Below are 18896 nucleotides of genomic sequence, written 5' to 3' on the forward strand. Positions count from 1 at the left end.
GGGAATCCGCTAAAATTCGCTTCCAGCGGCTGGTTTCCGCAACCGAAAGGGTGACTTATTTGCCAGCCCGCCTTCAAGGTATGGTGCTGCATATGGGTGTATTCCGGAGCCGCTGGAATGGCGGAGAATTCTTCTTGAATACGGGATTGCATCAGGAGCGCCGAATGCTGTTTGAGAAGACGAAAATCGAGGGGCTCTGGGTCGTCAATACGGTGCCTGTGCGGGACAGTCGCGGCTCTTTTGCCAGGACGTTCTGCAAGCGCGAATTTGAGAGCAACGCGCTGGTATCGGACTTCAGTCAGCACAGCCTTTCTCTATCAAAGCTGAAACACACCGTTCGAGGGCTGCATTTCCAGAGACCGCCGCATCAGGAGACAAAGCTGGTTTCTTGCGTCAAAGGATCGATCTGGGATGTCGCCGTCGATCTGCGCCGCGGCTCGCCGACCTATCTACAATGGGTTGGTACGGTGTTGTCGGCAGACAATGGCGCGCAGTTCTACATTCCCGAGGGTTTTGCACACGGCTTCCAGTCGCTCAGCGACGACGTTGCTGTTTCCTATTTGATTTCGGTGCCCTATGCCGAGGCGAGTGCGGCAGGGATCCGTTATGACGAGCCCGCGATAGGTGTAGAATGGCCCGCGCCGCCCTCTGTCATATCGGAAAAGGACCTCGGTTGGCCCGCTTTGCAATGAAGGTTTAGCGCGTCAGGAAACCGAGGTTCGAGACAAGGCCCGCCTCGAGCAGCCTGCTGGCAGCGCTCGCAATATCGACAAACGGCATTTTGGACCTTTCGGCGATATCCAGTAGCGAGTTGGTTCCATCGGCGAGGTTGAGTATCCATAGATAGGCCATGGTACGGTCGTCATTCGTCTTATGGCCGCCTATCGCAGGAAAAAGCCCGTATTTCCCCAGCTGTGGCTCACCCTTGGGCCGAAGGTTCAACGGCGCCCAGTTGTCTTCGAGAGCATCGACCATGTCCATGATCATCCAAAAGGATGAGTCGAGATGTTTGGGCCGGATGAAGTCGAGATTGTCGGCCGAGGTGTGGTATTCCGGAAAGGTTCCGAAAGCGCTTCTTTGCAGCAGTCCGACCGGCAGGTTGAAGCCCGGCGAACAGAATTGGCGCTCGTCATAGCCGTAGGGAATGAAGTCGGCGATTGCCAGATGTTTACGATCCTCTCCACAGCGGGTGCAGGCGGCGATCCGGTCGATCAGTGCATCTCCCCTGCGGCTGCGCTTGTAGTTCGGCCCACCCCCGTCACCAATGCACGAAACCACAAGACCATGCGCAATGTTCGATATCCCGTCTCCGTTCTGCGCAAGCCATGACAGGGAGCCGATCGTTCCGGGTGCGAAGACGAACCTGTAGCTGTAATATGTGGACCTGCTTTTCAGGCCTGCAGCAAGACACGTCAGCAATGCCAGGCCGGAACAATTGTCGTTTGCGAGCGACGGGTGACAGATATGCGCGAAGAGAAGCACCTCTTTGGTGCTTTGTCCGATATGCAGATATTCGCCGTAATACAGATTGCCTGAGGCCTTTTCGGTGTCGATGACGACTTCATAGTCGCCTTCCTCTAGCTTGAGGAATTCATGGTGCGACATGCAAAAGCCCCAGGCATCCGTGTAATAGGCTGTTTTGTAAGGAATGAGATCGGGTTGTGCCGGCAAGGTGTAGATATGCGCTTGCAGTTCGGCCAGCGGCATCACGCGACGTTGAGGGATGCTGTAGCTCATGAGATGCAGGTTCGACATTTGAAAATCGATCACCTTGCGTCCCGCCGCGGTCTTCACATAGGCGTCCCGGACGTTCCATTCCTGGGGCACCGTCCAGTCGAAAACCCGCGTCCCGCTTGGGACGGCGCGCTGCTGGATATCGATATAGTCTTTAAGGATATCGATGGTGTCGCGCACGCCTTTGCCGGTGATGCTGCGACAGATCGGAAAGAGGCGGGAAGCCAGATCATGAATAGTCTGGCCGATACCTGACTCTCTCCATGCATCGCCTGTCAGCTTTGCACCAGGCTCCATCTTGCCCATCCGGGCCTCCTGTTTAAACCGATGCCGCAATATCGGCGTTCTGGCGCGGCGCGGCCATGGGGCGGCGCAGGTTGATGTCGATATCCTTGTCGCCGATCAGCTTCTGGAGTTGGCCGATCCGCTGATAGTGCGGTCCCTCGAATTCGGCCATTGTCAGGCCGGCGCTCTTGTAGGCGCGGTAGAGTTGCTCGGCACCTGCGGCCGCCGTCCATGTCGGTTTGAACGCCGGAAGCGCACGGGCGATCTTGCCAAAATCGACGCGGTAGGAACGGGTATCGGGGCTTGCATCGCTCGCATATTGCAGCCGGCATCCGGGCACCGTGAGAGCGACGATTTCGGCAATCTCCCGGATCTGATAGTTGTGCTCATCCTGTCCTACGTTGAAAGCCTGATTGTGTATGGCATCAGTGGGCGCTTCGAGCGCAGCCAGAAAGGCGCGCGAAATATCCTCGATGTGAACGATTGGGCGCCATGGCGATCCGTCGGATTTCAGGAGGATCAGTCCTTCCGTCACCGCCCAAGCGGTCAGGTTGTTGAGGACGATATCGAAACGCAGCATGGGCGAAAGGCCATATGCTGTTGCCGGACGCATATAGACCGGTGAGAAGCCGGGGCTCGCAAGGCTTGCAATCTCCCGCTCCGCCAAGACCTTCGACGTGCCGTAGGCCGATACCGGCTTCAGCTCGGCCGTCTCGTTGACCAGTCCTTCGCCAGCGGCGCCGTAGTTGCTGCACGACGAGGCGAAGATGAAACGCTTGACGCCTGCCTGCTTTGCGGCTCGCGCTGCCCGAACGCTGCCGCGGTAATTGATCTCATAGGTAATTTCCGGATTGAGATTGCTCAGCGGATCGTTGGACAGCGCCGCAAGATGAATGACAGCGTCGAAACCTTCCATATCCGAAGGCTGGATATCGCGGATGTCCTTGCAGACGCCGGGGACCTGCGGCAAAGGTCCGCCTGGAACATAAGCGCAGCGATGGTAGAATTCAGTGTCGTAGCCGTGTACTTCGTGACCCGCCTTGCGCAGGATGGGTACCATGACGGAGCCGATGTATCCGCGATGCCCGGTGACTAGAACGTGCATGAAATTTCCCCTCAAAATCTATTTTCGATCGCAACGAGCGTATCTTTTCAGGCTAGATCGATGCACCGCGCAAAGCGGCTGTATCGATAATGCGAACGGTCTAGGTGCCCCGCTCGGTTAAGGCTTTCGGATGCTTTCCGATAATTCGGGCATGTCGGCCATGACCAACCCATGGCTGGCCTGATGCTGCGCGTTGCCGTTGAAACGCCGGAAGACGACATCGGATGGGCGTCCTGTCAGGAATTTGTCGACGCCGTATTCCAGCGCTTTACGGTAGACGACGAGCGCTCCATCGATGGCGTCAAGCGTTTTGGCTATATCCTCGTCCTCATGCGTGTAGCTTACAACGAGAGACGGTGCGAGAAGGCCGCGACGGATGGTTTCCTGCAGAAACAGCGAGCGAAAAGCCTGAGACGGCTTTCCGGTCTGGTCCAGCGTGAAGTAGCTGAGGCAGGCAGAATGGCCCTGGATGCCGAAATAGGAATCGAGCCCGTGCGCAATTGCGATCTGGCTGATGGCGGCGCGCAGCGAATTTCCCTGTCGGACCAGATGTGGGACCACGGGTTCCTGCGTGTAAACCTTCATGGTTGCGATGGCCGCGGCCATCGCATGCGTTTCCGCGCCATGCGTCGTCGAAAGCAGGAAGACGCGGGGGGCATCGGTTTGATCGATACCGCCTCGTTCCATGAACTCCCGCTTGCCGGCAAGTGCGGAAATCGAAAAGCCATTCCCCAGCGCCTTACCGAAACAGGATAGATCGGGGGCGATATCGTATGTCTTCTGCGCGCCACCCGCATCCCAGCGGAAGCCGGTGATCATTTCGTCGAGAATGAAAAGCGCGCCGTTTTCGTGGCAAAGATTCTGGAGTTTGTGAAGAAACTGGTCCCGAGGCGGATCACCGCGCGACGGCTCCAGGATGAAGGCGGCTATGCGGCCTGGAAAACGGTCAAACAGACTGCGCGCACTCGCCAGATCATTATAGCTGAAGCCAAGGACCAGATTCTGGATCGCCTGAGGAATGCCCGCATTCATCTCCGTTGTTCCGATGAACCAGTCGTCGGTGGAGAAAAAGGGGTGGTCGCTGCAGCGCGCGATCAGGTCGCGGCCGGTAACAGCCCGCGCAAGTCGTATCGCAGCGGATGTCGCATCGGAACCGTTCTTGCAGAATTTGACCATTTCGGCCGTCTGGATCGTATCAAGGAAGGTCGAGGCGCAATCCACCTCGATCTTTGAGGGGCGCGTGAAATTGCAGCCGCGGTATAGTTCCGCACGCGCAGCCTCTACGACGTCGGCATAGGCATGGCCAAGGCCGACAGCCCTATTGCCCATACCGTACTCGATATATTCATTTCCATCGACATCCCAGACATGACAGCCATATCCCCTTTCAATGAAGCCGGGAGACAGGACAGGGTACTGGTCGTCACCCTTTGCATAGGTATGTGCGCCGCCCGGTATGATGTTGCGGGAGCGCAGGCGCAGTCGATCCGAGTTTTCGAAATTTTCGACGAAAGTTTGCATGGCGAAATCCCGGGTCCATATGTCCAATGACCAGAGATTACCGTATCCGGCCCGGTGGCCGTCACCCCGTCTTTATGCTTGGAATGCTAGCCGAAAGGCTTAGAGGAGATGTACAATCTTCTTGTCATAATCGTTCCGATGCGTTTGCATCTTGCGGGGCCCGACACCCGCAGGCAATTATGGATTTACAACAGGTCCACTGCACGACACATGACTAGTTTTTGAAGAGATCGGATATTTTAAAGATCACTTCCGTTCTGTTTTTGGCGTCGACTTTCTTCATGATATTGCGAATATGTACCTTTACGGTGCTTTCACGAAGATTGAGTTCATAGGCTATGATCTTGTTTGGCTTGCCTTGCGTCAAGGCGTTGATGACATCGACCTCACGTTGGGTGAACATGGCCGTGCGCTGACGTTCCTTGTCTTCCGCAACCACGAGCAACTGCCTGAGATCGCTCAGATTTTCAGCTGATACGAAAGCGCCGCCCGCCAATGCAAGTGAGATGGCGCCCACGCACACCGCCAACCCTATCGACGAGGAGATGTACCCGCGAACTCCCGCGTCGAACGCCCTCATGACCTGACGCAGATCGCGGTTTTCCGCAAGAATGACGACTGGCAGATAAGGGAAATCGGCGATGAATTCCCGCAACTCGTGAAGGGAAACGTCATCGCAAAAATCGCTGCGACCGACATTGACCAGGATGCCGCTATGCTGGCCGTTTGGAGCATGTCTCCAGTCGTCGAGTGATGAAAACAACTCGACTTCCATATCAAGGCCGTATGCGATCAGGCTCTGAGCCAGACACTCACGGTCGAGCGCGCGGTCGTCGATGATCGCCAGCTTTCTAACCGAAGTTTCCATAGGTTTCGAATGCGCAACCACATGGAAATTTGATGAGAATTGGCTATGTCCGTTGTTAGGAACTGATGTCAGCATGTTATGTCCTATCCGCGCTAAAGATTGCTTTGCGAACCTGCCTGGCTTGGCAGAGACGCAACCGAAGAGTTTCTTTCTACGAGCCGGCACAACGGACGTCGGAGGTAATTCAACCCGGAACGTCGTCATCAATCTGGAACTTCGGAAGAGATGATCTGAATTGCGGTCTGGATTTTTCGGAATTTAATGTCGGCCAGAAAGCAATAGACGTGGCACTACCCGAATTTCTACTCCGGCATCCTACAATGGAGTATCTCAACTGGAAAAGGCTCGGAAATTACTCACTTTTGATTGAGATTTCGAGACGGTGTTCAATCTGGCATGACGTAAAAATGCCAGCAGGCGCACGAGAACCGGTGAAATGGAATTTCGATCACACCAACGTCATTCTTCGCGGGCCGCGTCTAATTATATTGGATGAATTATAATATTTGCTGGATTGATTTATCATCAACCTTTGTTGCTCTTGTTTTTGATGTCGGCAACCTATGCGTGTTAATCGCATTTTCAAATTGCGCCTCAAGACAATTCGACACACTGTACCCCGTATATAACGGGGCGTGGTGAATATTTATCACTGACGAATGATCTCAAGGCCGTGTTGGCCGTTTTCAAGACTTCGTTGACCCTCCACCCCCTGACGCTTCGTAAGGGTCGATTTCTGTTTGGAATGCGCGTCAATTTTAACGAGAGTGAATATGACGGAACGCGGCGCGGATAGTAACAAGGTTCCCTCTACTTTCGAGGTAGACACCGGTCCGATGTCCGGGTCACAGGAAGCAAGTCCCGTTAGGATGTTCCCGATTGTCGGCGTCGGAGCTTCATCGGGTGGACTGAATGCGTTCAGATCCCTGCTCAAGGCGTTGCCTGAAAAAACCGGCTGTGCGTTTCTTCTCGTTCAGCATCTTGACCGGTCGCATGAAAGCATGCTCGCAGAACTTCTGGCGAGCGAAACGAATATGGTCGTGACCGAGGCTGTCAATCTTGCATTGATAGAGCCCGAGCACGTCTACGTCATTCCACCAAAATTCCTGATGTCGGTTGACGAAGGAAGGATATATCTGTCGCCCCGGCGTGAACTGCATGAGGCACCTCTGCCGTTTGATTTTCTCTTGGGTTCTATGGCCAAAGAATTCGGGCCGTGGGCGATAGCAGCTGTCCTGTCCGGCACGGGGTCAGATGGCTCATCCGGCGTCCAGCAGATCAGGGATTTCAAGGGACTTGTTCTAGTCCAGGAGCCTCAAGACGCACAGTTTGGCGGCATGCCCGAAAGTGTTATTTCGCTGGGCATTGGCGCTACGGTTTTACCGGTCGAAAAGATGCCTGCGGCCATCGCCAAACATATTGCGCTGTTGTCGCGGCTTCGAGCCGATCACTCGATGGTGCGCCGAATGCCCCAGCTGGGCCGGATTATCGAGATATTGAGGGTTTCCACAGCGAATGATTTTTCGGCCTATAAACATGGAACGATGCAGCGCCGTGTCGAAAAACGCATTGCGGTTCTCGGTATCGAGATCGAGGAGATTGACCGATATCTTGAGATGCTCGAAAACAGCGAAGAAGAGCGGCAAAATCTCGTCAGGGATCTTCTGATCAACGTCACCAGCTTCTTCCGCGACGGGAAGGTGTTCGACTTTCTACGCGACACCATTATTCCGGATATTCTCCACGCAAAAGCGGCTCACGGAGCAGTGCGGGTCTGGGTCGCTGGATGCAGCACGGGGGAAGAAGCATATTCTCTGGCTATTCTCTTCCTCGAGCTCATTCAGTCCATGGGCCTTCGTCTCCAGTTTCAGATGTTTGCCTCGGACGCCGATGGCGAGGCGGTCGCAATTGCCAGAGACGGACACTACTCACATGAGGCGACCAAATCGCTGCCGACGGACTTGCTGGAAAAATATTTCGTAAGGGATGACAACGGATACACCGTGACGACGCAACTGCGTGGGGCGGTGGTATTCACCGTGCAGAATGTCCTGAGCGACCCACCCTTCTCAAGGATCGATCTGATCTCATGCCGCAACCTGCTGATTTACCTTGAGGCAGACGCCCAGGCCAAAGTTTTATCGCTTTTCAGGTTCGCCTTGCGGGAGAACGGCATTTTACTGGTCGGAAAATCCGAAACCGTTGGCGGAATGGATGACCGTTTCAAGCTGATTTCGGAAACCGAACGGGTATATCGGCGTATCGGGCCGCCGGTTTTCGGTGATCTTAATTTCGGCGTGGCTCCGGGTGGAAATGTCAGAATTCCCTCTTCGCTGGGAAAGGTGACTTCAGCGTCGAGGCACAGTGCGCTTGCCGACGCGGTTGCCCAGGTTCTGCTGGGTAGCTACGTGCCCGCCGCGATCCTCGTCAATCGAAAGTATGAATATCTTTACTCCATAGGCCCGACAGCAAGGTTCCTGCGGATCGCTTCAGGCCCGGCATCGCATGATCTGTTCGCCATGACACCGAAGGCGATCCATAATAAGATCAGGTCTGCGATCCATCGTGCGACCCGGGATCAGAAGCCATTCGTAGCCAAGAATGCAAAACTCGACAGCAACGGCGCGCATATCGAGTTCAGCATTCACGTCGAACCGCTGTTCAGTCAGGGTGAAGAGCTGTTCCTCATATGTTTCGTGGAAGATGCTGCGCAGGCCAACAGGGTTGTCCGATCGCAGAAATCATCGACGACAGATGCGTCGCCCATTACCGAGCTGGAATTCGAACTGGAGGAGACACGGGCGGAATTGCAGGGCGCCATACGCAATCTGGAAATTGCCAGCGAAGAACAGAAGCAGATCACCGCCGAAGCACTGTCTCTGAATGAAGAGTATCAGTCGACGAATGAGGAACTCGTTACTTCGAAAGAGGAGCTGCAATCCCTCAATGAAGAGCTGACAGCCCTCAACAATCAATTGCACGAAGCACTGGAGCGTCAGCGTGCAGTTTCCAACGATCTGCAAAACGTCTTGTACAGCACCGATGTCCCGACGCTCTTTCTGGATGCCAGTCTTCGTATAAGGTTTTTTACACCAGCCACCCGGTCAGTATTCAAGATTATATCGTCCGATGTCGGCCGCCCCCTCTCGGACCTTAGCGGCTTTGACGGCGACATTACGCTTCAAGTCGATGCGATGGCGACCCTCCAGGACGGCAATACAATCGACAGGGAGATAGGAGGACCTGACGGCCGCTGGTATGTCCGCCGCGTCAAACCCTATCGCGGAGAGAGCGAAACCGTCGACGGGGTCGTTATCACATTCATCGATATGAGCGCCCAGAAACAGGTTGCGGAAAGCAGGGAGGCTGCAAAGAAATCCGCCGAGCGGGCGACTGAGGCAAAGTCGCAGTTCCTGTCTGCGGCAAGCCACGATCTGCGTCAGCCGCTGCAAACCTTGAAGCTGTTGCAGGGGCTTTTGGAAAAGAGCGTGGGCGAAGGCCAGGCGCGCACCTTCGTTCAGAGGATGGAGGAGACGCTGTCCTCGATGTTGGGAATACTCAACTCCGTTCTCGACATCAACCAGATCGAAGCGGGTATGGTGGAACCTCAGATCGTGAGCTTTGCAATAGGCGATCTTCTGGGAAGGCTCTTCAAGGAATTTTACTATCCCGCTCAGGCCGCCGGGCTGCAACTCCATGTCGTGCCGTCCAGCCTCGCCGTTCGCACCGATCCGCGTCTGTTCGAGCAGATCGTCCGCAACCTTCTGTCCAATGCGCTGAAATATACGACGAGCGGCAAAATTCTGGTCGGTTGTCGCCGGCGCGGTACGAAGGTTCGTTTCGAAGTGTGGGACACTGGCATCGGCATTCCCGAAAACCATATCGAGGATGTTTTTCAGGAATACCTCCAGCTCGATGCGCCTGCTGGAACGGAAGACCGTGGTTTGGGGCTGGGATTGTCGATCGTCAAGCGGCTCAGCGAGCTTCTCGAACTAAGGGTAGTGGTGCAGTCACGACTGCATAAAGGTTCGGCATTCATGATCGAGATCGATCACGCACCGGCCGGTGAGCCGCTTGTACCACTTCCTGCGCCAGTGGATGACCATTCGAACCAAGCGGCTACCCTGTCGCGGGCGTCGGTTCTGATCGTCGAAGACGAAAACGGCATGCGTGATTTGCTCAAGATGGGACTTGAGCAGACTGGATATGTGGTGGCTGCGACCTCTACGGCTGCCGAGGCGCTCGCGATTGTTCGAGGATTGCAGTTCACGCCCGACGTCATTCTCGCAGACTACAATCTCCCTACCGGGGGGAATGGCATAGCTGCGATAGGAGATATCCGGCAAGCACTCCGCCGAAATGTTCCGGCGCTCATTCTCACAGGCGATATTTCAAGCAAGGCCCTGAGGGCTTTTGCACAGCACGAAATTCCGTATCTGCACAAGCCGGCGAAACTCAAGGACGTCGTGCAGGTCGTCGAGACCCTGGTTGTTCGCCAAACCGACGAGAGGGTAGTGCACATAAGCGAACCCGAATACATGAGGCCGATGACGGGTCGGCTCATCGAAGTCATCGACGACCAGCAGGACATCAGGGACAATTTGCGCGCTCTTTTCGAAGGAGAAGGCTGGACGGTTGCAACCTATGTATCGGCAGAAGAGTATCTTGCAGATTACCAGCCGGACAGATCAGGTTGTCTGCTTGTCGATGCGTATCTGCCGGGCATGGTCGGCATGGAGTTGCTGCGTTTACTGAAAGAAAAACATCATCGGTTTCCGGTGATTGTGATCACGGGTCGTAGCGATGTCCGTATGGCAATCAATGCGATGCGATATGGAGCGGCCGATTTCATCGAGAAGCCGTTTTCTTACCAGGAGATATATCGGAGCGTGCAATCGGCCCTCGAGCGATCGCGTGATGCAAACGAGCGCGAAGAGCGGCGTGAAACGGCTCGTGCCACGCTGGCAACGCTTACTCGCAAGCAACGCCAGATCCTTGACCGGATTGTTCAGGGGCAGGCCAACAAGGTTATTGCAGCTGATTTGAAGCTTAGTCAGCGCACTGTCGAGAACCATCGCGCATCAATCATGCGCCGAACGAAATCCGCTTCGTTGCCGGCGCTGTTGCGGCTTGTCCTGAATGCCGAAGAATAGGCCGTCATCATCGAAAATTTGGCCGGTCTATCGCTATCGGCGGGCGATCGCTGCGCGAATGCGATGTAATGCATCAGGTCGGCGCACAAGATAACTCACCGGTGGCAGAAATGCTGAAGCGGGTCTCAGGCGGAAAGCCTGTGCGAGAAGGGCACCCGCGCCGGGCCGGCGCCGGACCAGATTGGAAAGCGCGCACCAATAGGCGCGGTCGCTCAGGCTCGCGCGACCGCGCCTTAGCAGTGTTTGGGCATCGGCAAGCAAAGCCCCTTCATTGCCAAAGAAGCTTTCGAGCGCGGCTTCGATTTCGGTATTCCAGGCAAGCACGTTATCAAGGATGGCGGATTGGTTCGCACCGTGGATACGGGTGAAATTCTGCACGGCATCAAGTTCGACGATATCGCCCAGTACCGCGAGCCGCATCCACATCTCGACATCGTCGGTATGGCGCAGTGCTGGCCGATAATGACCGGCATGTTGTTGAATGTGCGTCCTGGTAACGGCGAGTGGGCCCGGCACCGGGCTGCGTCCCGTCACGCAGATTCTGACGATGAAGTCCATGCCGCGATGAAGGTGCATGCCATCGGCATCGCTGCGAAATCCTGATGGTATATCGGCATCGTCACGGAAGAAGGCGGTGCGGCCGAACACCATATTCGCGCCGGGGTGGTTGTCGAGCGCCTCCATTGCGCGCGTGAGTGCTCCAGGCGACAGGACATCGTCGGCGCAGATGATGGCGAAATAGTCCGCCCGAGCCCAATCGATGCCTTCGTTGAAAGACGCGTGACCGCCGAGGTTCCTTGGGCGCAGGCTCGTTTCGATACGGGGATTTGCTGCCGCGAGAGACCGGGCGATCGCGACACTGTCGTCTGTGGAGGCGTTGTCTATGATGAGGATACGCATGTCCGGGATGTTCTGGCCAAGGACGCTTTCTACGCATCCCTCCAGAAAGCGACCGTAATTGTAGTTGGGGATGACGATATCGATGCTGCTCATGGTTCCACCGCTGCGGGAACGACGGTGTCGGGAATGGAAGCCGACGCAGGAGGTTTTCCGACCCTGCGCAGACGCCCGGCAAAAGCATCGAGCGTCGAACGTATTTCGCTGACGAGTGGATGACGCAGAAGAAACAGGCAAACGGCCCAGCCTGTCACCGAAAGGAGGACGGCGCCGCCAGCCTGGGCGAGGGAGTAATCGAAGCGGAATCCCGTCCAGGCAGATATGGCGAGCGGCCCCACAATCGCGGCAAGGGTCACGGCGGCACTCGGGCCGATGGCTGCGAACAGTTCGGGTAATTTGAAGTGCGCATGGCGTCTGACGAGATAGAAGGCGACGAGCATCTGGAAGGGCAGCGTGACGAACTGGCTCAGCGCTACCGCGGTGAGGCCGAAGAAGCTGGCAGAGCAGAGCACAATTGCCGAGACGCTGCGGCAGACGAAATTGCCCAGAAAAGCCTCCCGGTTGGCGTTGAGAGCGATCAGCAGCGGCGTTGTCAAAACCATGGGAAACCAGAAGATCGACGCAAGCGCGAGAATCCGGGTGATCGGTACGGCGGCGAGCCACTGGTCTCCAAGTGCAAGGCGCACGATGGGATCGGCGAGAATGGCCACCATGATCAGCGACGGCCAATACAGCACGGTGATGTAACTGAGGGCGCGCAGGTAGGACCTGCGGACGTCTCCACCTTCGCGAACTTCGGCGGCGAGCGCCGGGAAGGCGAAGGAAAAGATTGCCGAGAGGAAAATGCGATCGGGAATGGAGCAAACGGTATTGGCGCGATTGTAGATCGCGACCGCTGTCGGTGTCATGGCAAAGCCGAGCACCAGTTGCGGCAGGGACTCGTATAATTTGTCAACGATGGTTGCAGCGCCCCTGTAACGGCCGAATTCGGCCATACGGCGCCACGACTTGAGCGAAAGGCGTGCTGTACGCTGGGCCGGATCGGCATAGGCTGCAAGGGCGCTGGCAACGCTGTTGCCGACGAGCAGGCCGAGCGCGAAGCTGACGAAGCCCCATCCATTGCTGGCAGCGAAGATCGTCACGGTAGCCATAGCCACGAGGCCGATGGTTCGGACGCGTGCGATGGTGCCGAATGCCAGCCGGCGACGCAGCATGGAAAATGCCGGCATGCCCAGGCTTTCGGCCATGACGGCGGCAATTGCGAGGATAAGATAATGCTGGAGACCGGGCTGGTGGTAGAAAATCGCCAGATAGGGTCCGCATAGATAGAGAACGATCCCGAGAATGCCGCTGACGAGGAGCAAGAGTGTAAGCGACGTGTTGATGTCATCGCGTTCAACGACATCGAGCTGAATGAGAAAATCGGACGAAACGAATTCGCGAAAGGCGAATATCACCGATGTCACCCCGTAGCCGATGACGGCAAAGCCAACTTCCGCCGGCGACAATAGTCTCGATACGATCGCGATCAGAGCGAGATTGATCGCAATTCCGAGGTGCTGTTCCAGCATGGCCATGAAAAAGGCGCGGCGGACTTTGTGCATCGAGGGCTCCGACAGCGTCGCCGATAATCGACGGTAGCGTCAAATCTAGAGTGGGGACTTGGATCTTGGAAATCTGACCGTTGGGATGGCAGCCGGATCCGTAGGTGTAGGCCGTTTGGAGAATGTCCGTTGAAGGGCGTGCGACATTGTGCGGACTACTCCCGTCGAGTGGTGAAGAGCCTCGGTATTACGTCGAAAGCATTAGGCTGCGGGACACCTTTGCTAAGGCGTAACGCTCTGCGGCGTTGCGACGGCATCAGTTGAGAGAAATTCCCGGCCGAGTAGCGCCTCTTGCTCGGAAAGCTGGCGCTTGAAGCGATCATTGGCGTGGTCGATCCGCTGTCTTACCGCCCCGGCTCCAGCGAGTATCTCCTTCACCAGCTCGATAACTTCCTCGACTTCGAACGTGTCGATGTGTCGGGCAAATTTCTCCTGGTCGAAATCGTTCATCAAATCATCGAACTTTCTGGCATAACCTATTGATATCGTCGGATTTCCGAGCTTCAGGGAACAGACAACTCCATGATATCTCGACACCACCGCAAGGTCGATTGCTGCCATCTGCTGCATGATATCGCGCAGCGTTGCGGCCGCGCTGATGTCGATCTGCGCCAACTCGTCCTCGGAGAGCATGTCCGTCAGCAGAAACATCAGATCCGCGCAGGCGACCCTGTCCGTAATGTCTCCCATCAAAAGGGTGATGCGATGGCCTTCACCGATCAACCAGCTCACGAGCCGTGAGAGCTTGTGGATGTAGGTCTTGTAAATCCTGGCGGCCTCGGGATCGTTGTGACGCCAGCCGCGATAGTCCATGACGCCGACGCCTATTCTCATTACGCCGTCGGCGGGGCTCTGCCGGTGGGGCACAGGAATAGGAAGATCAAAGGCGATATCGGGGTAACGGTGGTCTCGCGACACGTCGACACCGATCGTTTTCATGTAGTTGAGCGAGAAATCGTCCCGGTAGGATCGATAGGAGGCCATCTGTGCGGCAGAGCGCAGGAACCAGCGGCTGAGACGGCTTTTCATCGGGCCAGCGCCGATGCTGACGAAGGCGATCCGTGTGTTGCGAAGGCGTGCAACGAGACACCAGCAAAACACGACAAAGGGCCAGCCGAACCACTTTTCCTGAAAATCATCGAGGATGCCGGTCCCCGGTATGATCATCAGGTCAGCCTTGTCGAAACTAAAGAGGGAACTGACCAATAGCATGAGCCGTGAAGGCACCTTGCCGAGCAGCTTGTCCAGGTGCCTCATCCATGCATTTGTCAGGGGAGGCCCCCCAACACCCATCGCACGAATATTGAACTTCGCACTTACGACTGTCGGACTTGCACAGATACACAACAGATCGGCATCGGGCCTCATCCTGCGCAGATAAAGGAGCATGGCTTCCAGCGATCCGTCATTGCCCGAATTGCCAGAGCCAAATTGTCCAAGGAGAGTGATCCTCATTTATTTTCCAATCGCAGCCCGGCGCCGACACGCTCGATATGGCATTGATATCCGCTGGAGCAGTCCGACCCCACACCGACATTCGGGTTGCGTCTTACGCCAAACGAATAGTCTGACTGACGCAAACCTCTCAAAGGAAGATACAGCTAAGCCTAAGATGCAACTGACTGTCATCCCGTGGCTTTTTAGTATGTCGCCTTAGCAGCCACTCGAACCATCCGCCGTCGATCCGTTGCGGCATGGTTGTGGATGCAAGAGCGAGAGTGTCCCATGAAGCTTGCCTATTTTGTTCTTCCCCATATCGGCGGCACCTATTCCGTCTTCAAACATCTTCGCAAAGGTCTCGCTGCCTATGGCATAGACGTGCGATGGCTCGGCGTGTGCAAGGAAACATACGGGCTGCCTTTCGATCTCCAGGGTGAGAAGGCTTTCGGTCAATTGCTGCGGATGCCCGTCAATCTCAGCGAACGCGAATGCGCAGGGCGAATGGCGACTGCCATCGAAGACGGAGGGTTCGACGGTGTGATCGTCAACGTTCTAGGCGATCAGTTGCAGACAAATATCGCGCGCTATTTGCCAGAAGGTATCCTGCGTATTCTCGTCGTCCATAATATCTCGCCTGGAACATACGCGGCTGCGCGCTCGGTCCGGGACTATGCCCATGTCACGATCGGCGTATCGGAGCGGTGCCGCGCCGACCTTGTCGCGCGCAACGGCTTTTCGAAGGAGCGTACCTACGCAATCCCGAATGCGGTGGACAGCGATGCGTTCCGGAGCCAGGCGGTTCGGCGCTTCAACCGAGGGCCGGAACTCAAGGTTCTCTTCGTCGGCCGCATTGAAGATGCATCGAAAGGCGTGATGTGGCTGCGGGAGATACTGGATGCCTCGCCCGAGGCCGTGCGCCTGACGATCGTCGGAGATGGGCCGGATATGGGCAAGCTCAGGCGACGGCTAGACGGCCATGGCCATCGCGTCAGTTACGCAGGATCCGTTCAGCTTTCAGACATACCGGTCATCATGGCCAGTCACGATGTTCTCATCATGCCGTCCCGCTTCGAGGGGCTTGGCATGACGATGATCGAGGCAATGGCCGGCGGCTGCGTCCCGGTCGTGTCTCATATCCGCGGCGTGACGGACACGATTGTCGAGCCGGGCCGAAACGGCTTCCTGTTCCCGATCGGCAATTATACGGCAGCGGCCAATGCGATCGCGCGCTTGCATGCCGATCGCGACCTTCTCGAGCGGATGTCGATCGCGGGAAAGGAAATGGTCCTGAACCGCTTCAGCATCGAACGGATGGCCGCACGCTACAACGAAGTCATCACTATGACACTGAACGACCGTCCTGGCCTGTCAACAGTGCTCAGGATGGAGGACTGGTCTATTCCCGCCGGTTTGAGGCCGGGCCTTCGAACCTATCTGCCGTTGCCCTTGAAAAACTGGCTTCGCGTCGTTCGTGAACGGCTCTGAAGCGATGATCGGCGATCAGCGGCGACTTGGACATCTGTGTGGCGTCTTCTTTTTTTGGCTATGCATGTTTTCGACCTGCAACGCCCAGGATACCGTTTTTCCGCTGCAGACGTCGAAGGACGGGCGTTATCTTGAAGACAGCAAGGGTCTGCCGTTCCTGATTGTCGGCGACAGTGCGTGGTCGCTCATTGGTGATACCTCTATTCCCGATGCGGAATTTTATCTGGAAACCCGAAAGCGGCAGGGCTTCAACACCGTGCTTGTATCGTTGATCGAGCATCAGTTCTCCCGCAAGGCGCCGGCGAACTTCTACAACGAGAAACCTTTCGCAGGCGATGCATTCGAGCAACCAAACGAGGCCTATTTCGACAGGGCAGAAGCCGTCATAAAGGCAGCCGCCAGCCACAACCTGCTGGTGCTTCTCTGTCCGGCCTATAGCGGCGCACGCGGTGGCCCCGAAGGATGGTATCAGGAAATGGTCGCGGCCGGGCCAGAAAAGCTGCGGGCTTATGGACGCTATGTCGGGCAGCGTTTTGCGAAGTACCCCAACATCATCTGGGTGCAGGGCGGGGATTACGATCCGCCCGATCGCAATCTGGTCATGGCTGTTGCAATGGGGATCGCTGAAACTGATCTTTCGGCATTGCAGACCGTGCATGGCAATCCCGATACCGTGACGAGCGATTTTTGGCGGGGCGCTTCCTGGCTCGATATCGATTCAGTTTATACTTACAGCAATGTCGCGGCGGAGGTGCTGGATCGTTACCGATCTGGACCAAGACGCCCTTTTTTCCTCATCGAAGGCGCATATGAAGGCGAGAACGATGTGAAGGAGCGTCAGGTTCGTCTTATCGCCTATGGTGCGCTGCTTTCAGGCGCGAGCGGTCAGCTCTTCGGCAACAATCCGGTCTGGCATTTTTCCGCCGCCGGGCTTTATGAAGCGAAGGACAGCTGGCAAGGTTCGCTGAACAGCCGTGGTGCTCAAAGCATCACCCATCTGGCCTCGCTTTTCAGACAACTGGCATGGTGGAAGCTCGTACCCGATCAGGGAAGCTTGCTGAAAAGCGATGCGGGCGCATTCGCGGCGCGCGACAGGGAAGGGTTTTTCGCCGTGATCTATCTCGACACTCCTTCCGTTGCGATCGATCTCGACAGTTTGGCGGCAGGCGAGAAAACCCTTCGCTGGTATGATCCCTCGAATGGAATTTACATCGAACCGATCGAGCGTCTTGGCCGCAGCGGCCTTCGTAACGTGACGGTGCCGGCATCGGCGAATGCTTTCGGCTTTCAGGACTGGATCGCCGTTCTCTCCACACAGGAATGATCACTTGCAAGATGCCGCACGCTGCCGAGTCGTTCATTTGTGGTCGCTCGCCGTCAAGGTCTCAAACCTAGCTCTTTCGATAGTCGATCCGGTTCGGGGGTGGGTAGGGTAGCCGTTAATTTCGACACCCTCTCCCTTTGGTGGATTTCACACGCCTTTTGCCCGCATACCCCTCAGGGCCGGTGTTTTTTAGGATCGTCTGGAGGCGAGTATCGTTGCAAATGCGCCGCCAAGCTTCAGTGTGGGGATCAGACATGTCGGGGATACTCTTCAACACCATTGCCACTTTCGTTCTGTGCGTATCCCTCATCGTCGTTCTCAGGCGCCTGACCATTGTGTTTCAGCTTGTGGATCGCCCCGATTCAATCCGCAAACGCCACACGGGAGCCGTTCCTCTTTGCGGTGGCATCGCGATCTTTGCCGCTTTCGCTGTTTCCGCATTCGTCGGTGGGTGGAGCGAGGCTCTCGGCATGAACTTCTGGCTCGGGCTGGCGGTCATTCTACTAATGGGCGTTGTCGATGATCGCCGGCCGCTACCCGCAGCAGGACGCCTTCTCATGCAACTAGCAATGGCGATCGCTCTCGTAGGCGGCGCCGATATCGGCTCTCTCTCCATCGGCGTGCTGTTCACGCAGCATTCCGAGCTGTTCCTGCCGCTATTTTTCGTCATCGGAGTTCTCTTCGTGACCGGGCTGGTGAATTCGTGGAACATGCTTGATGGCGTCGACGGGCTTGCAGGTGGCACTGCGGGTGTCGCGTTGATCTGGCTGATGATCGTGGCGATCTTCGCAGGTGTCGGCGACATTATCGCGCCGCTTCAGGCACTCTGCGTATGCCTCTGCGCTTTTCTGGTCTTCAACATGCGCGGTCCATGGCGCGCACGGGCGAGCATATTCCTCGGCGATGCGGGCAGTACCGCACTGGGTGCGACGATTGCCTATGTAATCGTCCTGCTGGCGACCACAAGCGCTGCGGTATCCTTTCCGGCATTGCTCTGGATCGTGATCCTGCCGATCACCGATACGCTCAGCCTGATCGTCCGTCGTATCATGCACGGTCGCAGTCCAATGTCGGGCGATCGCTGGCACTTTCATCATCTGCTGCTGGACTATGGTTTCGCGCCGGCGGCGGCAACGAACACGCTGGTCGTCATTTCCTTCATTTGCGGCGGCATCGGTTTTGCCGGAATAAAAGCCGGTGTTCCGGCGGAGATGATGGCCGCCGGCCTTCTCGTGCCGATTGCCCTTCACACCGCGTTCGTCCTTACCGCGACGGGCTACCTCTCGAAAACCTGGCTTCACAGGGGTAATTTCGATCTCTACCGCGAGGTGGCGCGTCTACCGGTCGCCGCAAGCGCCGCGCCGGAGCCAAGAGCCATTCAATCGGCGAATGAAGAGTAATCGCCTCATGAAAGCGCCGTGGCCCGGACCGCGAATTCCCTCGACACCGGTTTCAAAAGGACGGCTTTCGCGTTCGCGCA

General features: G+C 56.5%; 12 protein-coding genes. 5 read left to right on the forward strand and 7 right to left on the reverse strand.

What is annotated here, in order from left to right; all coding sequences use genetic code 11:
- The first annotated feature begins 164 nt into the window (after nucleotides 1-164).
- On the forward strand, nucleotides 165-692 hold the full coding sequence (rfbC, locus tag AC5SEO_RS04640; RefSeq protein WP_019566369.1) for a dTDP-4-dehydrorhamnose 3,5-epimerase: 528 nt from the start codon (nucleotides 165-167) through the stop codon (nucleotides 690-692).
- Between the two features lie 4 nt (nucleotides 693-696).
- Here rfbC and AC5SEO_RS04645 read toward each other — a convergent pair whose 3' ends face one another.
- The 4 genes from AC5SEO_RS04645 to AC5SEO_RS04660 all read right to left on the reverse strand — a co-directional run bounded on the left by AC5SEO_RS04645 (nucleotide 697) and on the right by AC5SEO_RS04660 (nucleotide 5588).
- Entirely contained in the window at nucleotides 697-2040 is a 1344-nt protein-coding gene (locus AC5SEO_RS04645; RefSeq protein ID WP_080850104.1) for a DUF4910 domain-containing protein, read from the reverse strand.
- 13 nt (nucleotides 2041-2053) lie between these two features.
- The gene (locus tag AC5SEO_RS04650; protein ID WP_112153382.1) at nucleotides 2054-3124 is read right to left on the reverse strand and encodes an NAD-dependent epimerase/dehydratase family protein; all 1071 of its coding nucleotides are present in this window, start codon (nucleotides 3122-3124) and stop codon (nucleotides 2054-2056) included.
- 117 nt (nucleotides 3125-3241) lie between these two features.
- On the reverse strand, nucleotides 3242-4645 hold the full coding sequence (locus tag AC5SEO_RS04655; RefSeq protein ID WP_013761290.1) for a glutamate-1-semialdehyde 2,1-aminomutase: 1404 nt from the start codon (nucleotides 4643-4645) through the stop codon (nucleotides 3242-3244).
- A gap of 214 nt (nucleotides 4646-4859) precedes the next feature.
- Nucleotides 4860-5588: a LuxR C-terminal-related transcriptional regulator gene (locus tag AC5SEO_RS04660; protein WP_003517620.1), complete on the reverse strand. Its 729-nt coding sequence runs from the start codon at nucleotides 5586-5588 to the stop codon at nucleotides 4860-4862.
- A gap of 794 nt (nucleotides 5589-6382) precedes the next feature.
- Between AC5SEO_RS04660 and AC5SEO_RS04665 the strand changes: the two genes are divergently transcribed.
- On the forward strand, nucleotides 6383-10666 hold the full coding sequence (locus AC5SEO_RS04665; RefSeq protein WP_041694613.1) for a CheR family methyltransferase: 4284 nt from the start codon (nucleotides 6383-6385) through the stop codon (nucleotides 10664-10666).
- A 33-nt stretch (nucleotides 10667-10699) separates the two neighbouring features.
- On the opposite strand, the gene AC5SEO_RS04670 is transcribed toward AC5SEO_RS04665, so the two are convergent.
- The 3 genes from AC5SEO_RS04670 to AC5SEO_RS04680 all read right to left on the reverse strand — a co-directional run bounded on the left by AC5SEO_RS04670 (nucleotide 10700) and on the right by AC5SEO_RS04680 (nucleotide 14622).
- On the reverse strand, nucleotides 10700-11659 hold the full coding sequence (locus tag AC5SEO_RS04670; protein ID WP_060642735.1) for a glycosyltransferase family A protein: 960 nt from the start codon (nucleotides 11657-11659) through the stop codon (nucleotides 10700-10702).
- A complete protein-coding gene (locus tag AC5SEO_RS04675; RefSeq protein ID WP_060642736.1) occupies nucleotides 11656-13167 on the reverse strand; it encodes an oligosaccharide flippase family protein in 1512 nt (503 codons plus the stop codon). Before AC5SEO_RS04675 ends, AC5SEO_RS04670 begins: the two co-directional genes overlap by 4 nt.
- Before the next feature lie 222 nt (nucleotides 13168-13389).
- Nucleotides 13390-14622, reverse strand: a complete 1233-nt coding sequence (locus tag AC5SEO_RS04680; protein WP_060642737.1) for a polysaccharide pyruvyl transferase family protein — start codon at nucleotides 14620-14622, stop codon at nucleotides 13390-13392.
- 270 nt (nucleotides 14623-14892) lie between these two features.
- Between AC5SEO_RS04680 and AC5SEO_RS04685 the strand changes: the two genes are divergently transcribed.
- The 3 genes from AC5SEO_RS04685 (at nucleotide 14893) to AC5SEO_RS04695 (ending at nucleotide 18816) form a co-directional block, all read left to right on the forward strand.
- The gene (locus AC5SEO_RS04685; RefSeq protein ID WP_060642738.1) at nucleotides 14893-16092 is read left to right on the forward strand and encodes a glycosyltransferase family 4 protein; all 1200 of its coding nucleotides are present in this window, start codon (nucleotides 14893-14895) and stop codon (nucleotides 16090-16092) included.
- Nucleotides 16093-16156: 64 nt separating this feature from the next.
- A complete protein-coding gene (locus AC5SEO_RS04690) occupies nucleotides 16157-17416 on the forward strand; it encodes a glycoside hydrolase family 140 protein (RefSeq protein WP_236773618.1) in 1260 nt (419 codons plus the stop codon).
- 254 nt (nucleotides 17417-17670) lie between these two features.
- Nucleotides 17671-18816, forward strand: a complete 1146-nt coding sequence (locus tag AC5SEO_RS04695) for an MraY family glycosyltransferase (RefSeq protein WP_495363756.1) — start codon at nucleotides 17671-17673, stop codon at nucleotides 18814-18816.
- The last annotated feature ends 80 nt before the right edge of the window (nucleotides 18817-18896 follow it).

This window comes from Agrobacterium sp. K11 (assembly GCF_059429395.1).

What these genes read in the sequence shown, in the direction of transcription:
- rfbC (WP_019566369.1), top strand. Translation starts at nt 165, where the DNA reads ATGCTGTTTGAGAAGACGAAAATCGAGGGGCTCTGGGTCGTCAATACG.
- AC5SEO_RS04645 (WP_080850104.1), bottom strand. Translation starts at nt 2,040, where the DNA reads ATGGGCAAGATGGAGCCTGGTGCAAAGCTGACAGGCGATGCATGGAGA.
- AC5SEO_RS04650 (WP_112153382.1), bottom strand. Translation starts at nt 3,124, where the DNA reads ATGCACGTTCTAGTCACCGGGCATCGCGGATACATCGGCTCCGTCATG.
- AC5SEO_RS04655 (WP_013761290.1), bottom strand. Translation starts at nt 4,645, where the DNA reads ATGCAAACTTTCGTCGAAAATTTCGAAAACTCGGATCGACTGCGCCTG.
- AC5SEO_RS04660 (WP_003517620.1), bottom strand. Translation starts at nt 5,588, where the DNA reads ATGCTGACATCAGTTCCTAACAACGGACATAGCCAATTCTCATCAAAT.
- AC5SEO_RS04665 (WP_041694613.1), top strand. Translation starts at nt 6,383, where the DNA reads ATGTTCCCGATTGTCGGCGTCGGAGCTTCATCGGGTGGACTGAATGCG.
- AC5SEO_RS04670 (WP_060642735.1), bottom strand. Translation starts at nt 11,659, where the DNA reads ATGAGCAGCATCGATATCGTCATCCCCAACTACAATTACGGTCGCTTT.
- AC5SEO_RS04675 (WP_060642736.1), bottom strand. Translation starts at nt 13,167, where the DNA reads ATGCACAAAGTCCGCCGCGCCTTTTTCATGGCCATGCTGGAACAGCAC.
- AC5SEO_RS04680 (WP_060642737.1), bottom strand. Translation starts at nt 14,622, where the DNA reads ATGAGGATCACTCTCCTTGGACAATTTGGCTCTGGCAATTCGGGCAAT.
- AC5SEO_RS04685 (WP_060642738.1), top strand. Translation starts at nt 14,893, where the DNA reads ATGAAGCTTGCCTATTTTGTTCTTCCCCATATCGGCGGCACCTATTCC.
- AC5SEO_RS04690 (WP_236773618.1), top strand. Translation starts at nt 16,157, where the DNA reads ATGTTTTCGACCTGCAACGCCCAGGATACCGTTTTTCCGCTGCAGACG.
- AC5SEO_RS04695 (WP_495363756.1), top strand. Translation starts at nt 17,671, where the DNA reads ATGTCGGGGATACTCTTCAACACCATTGCCACTTTCGTTCTGTGCGTA.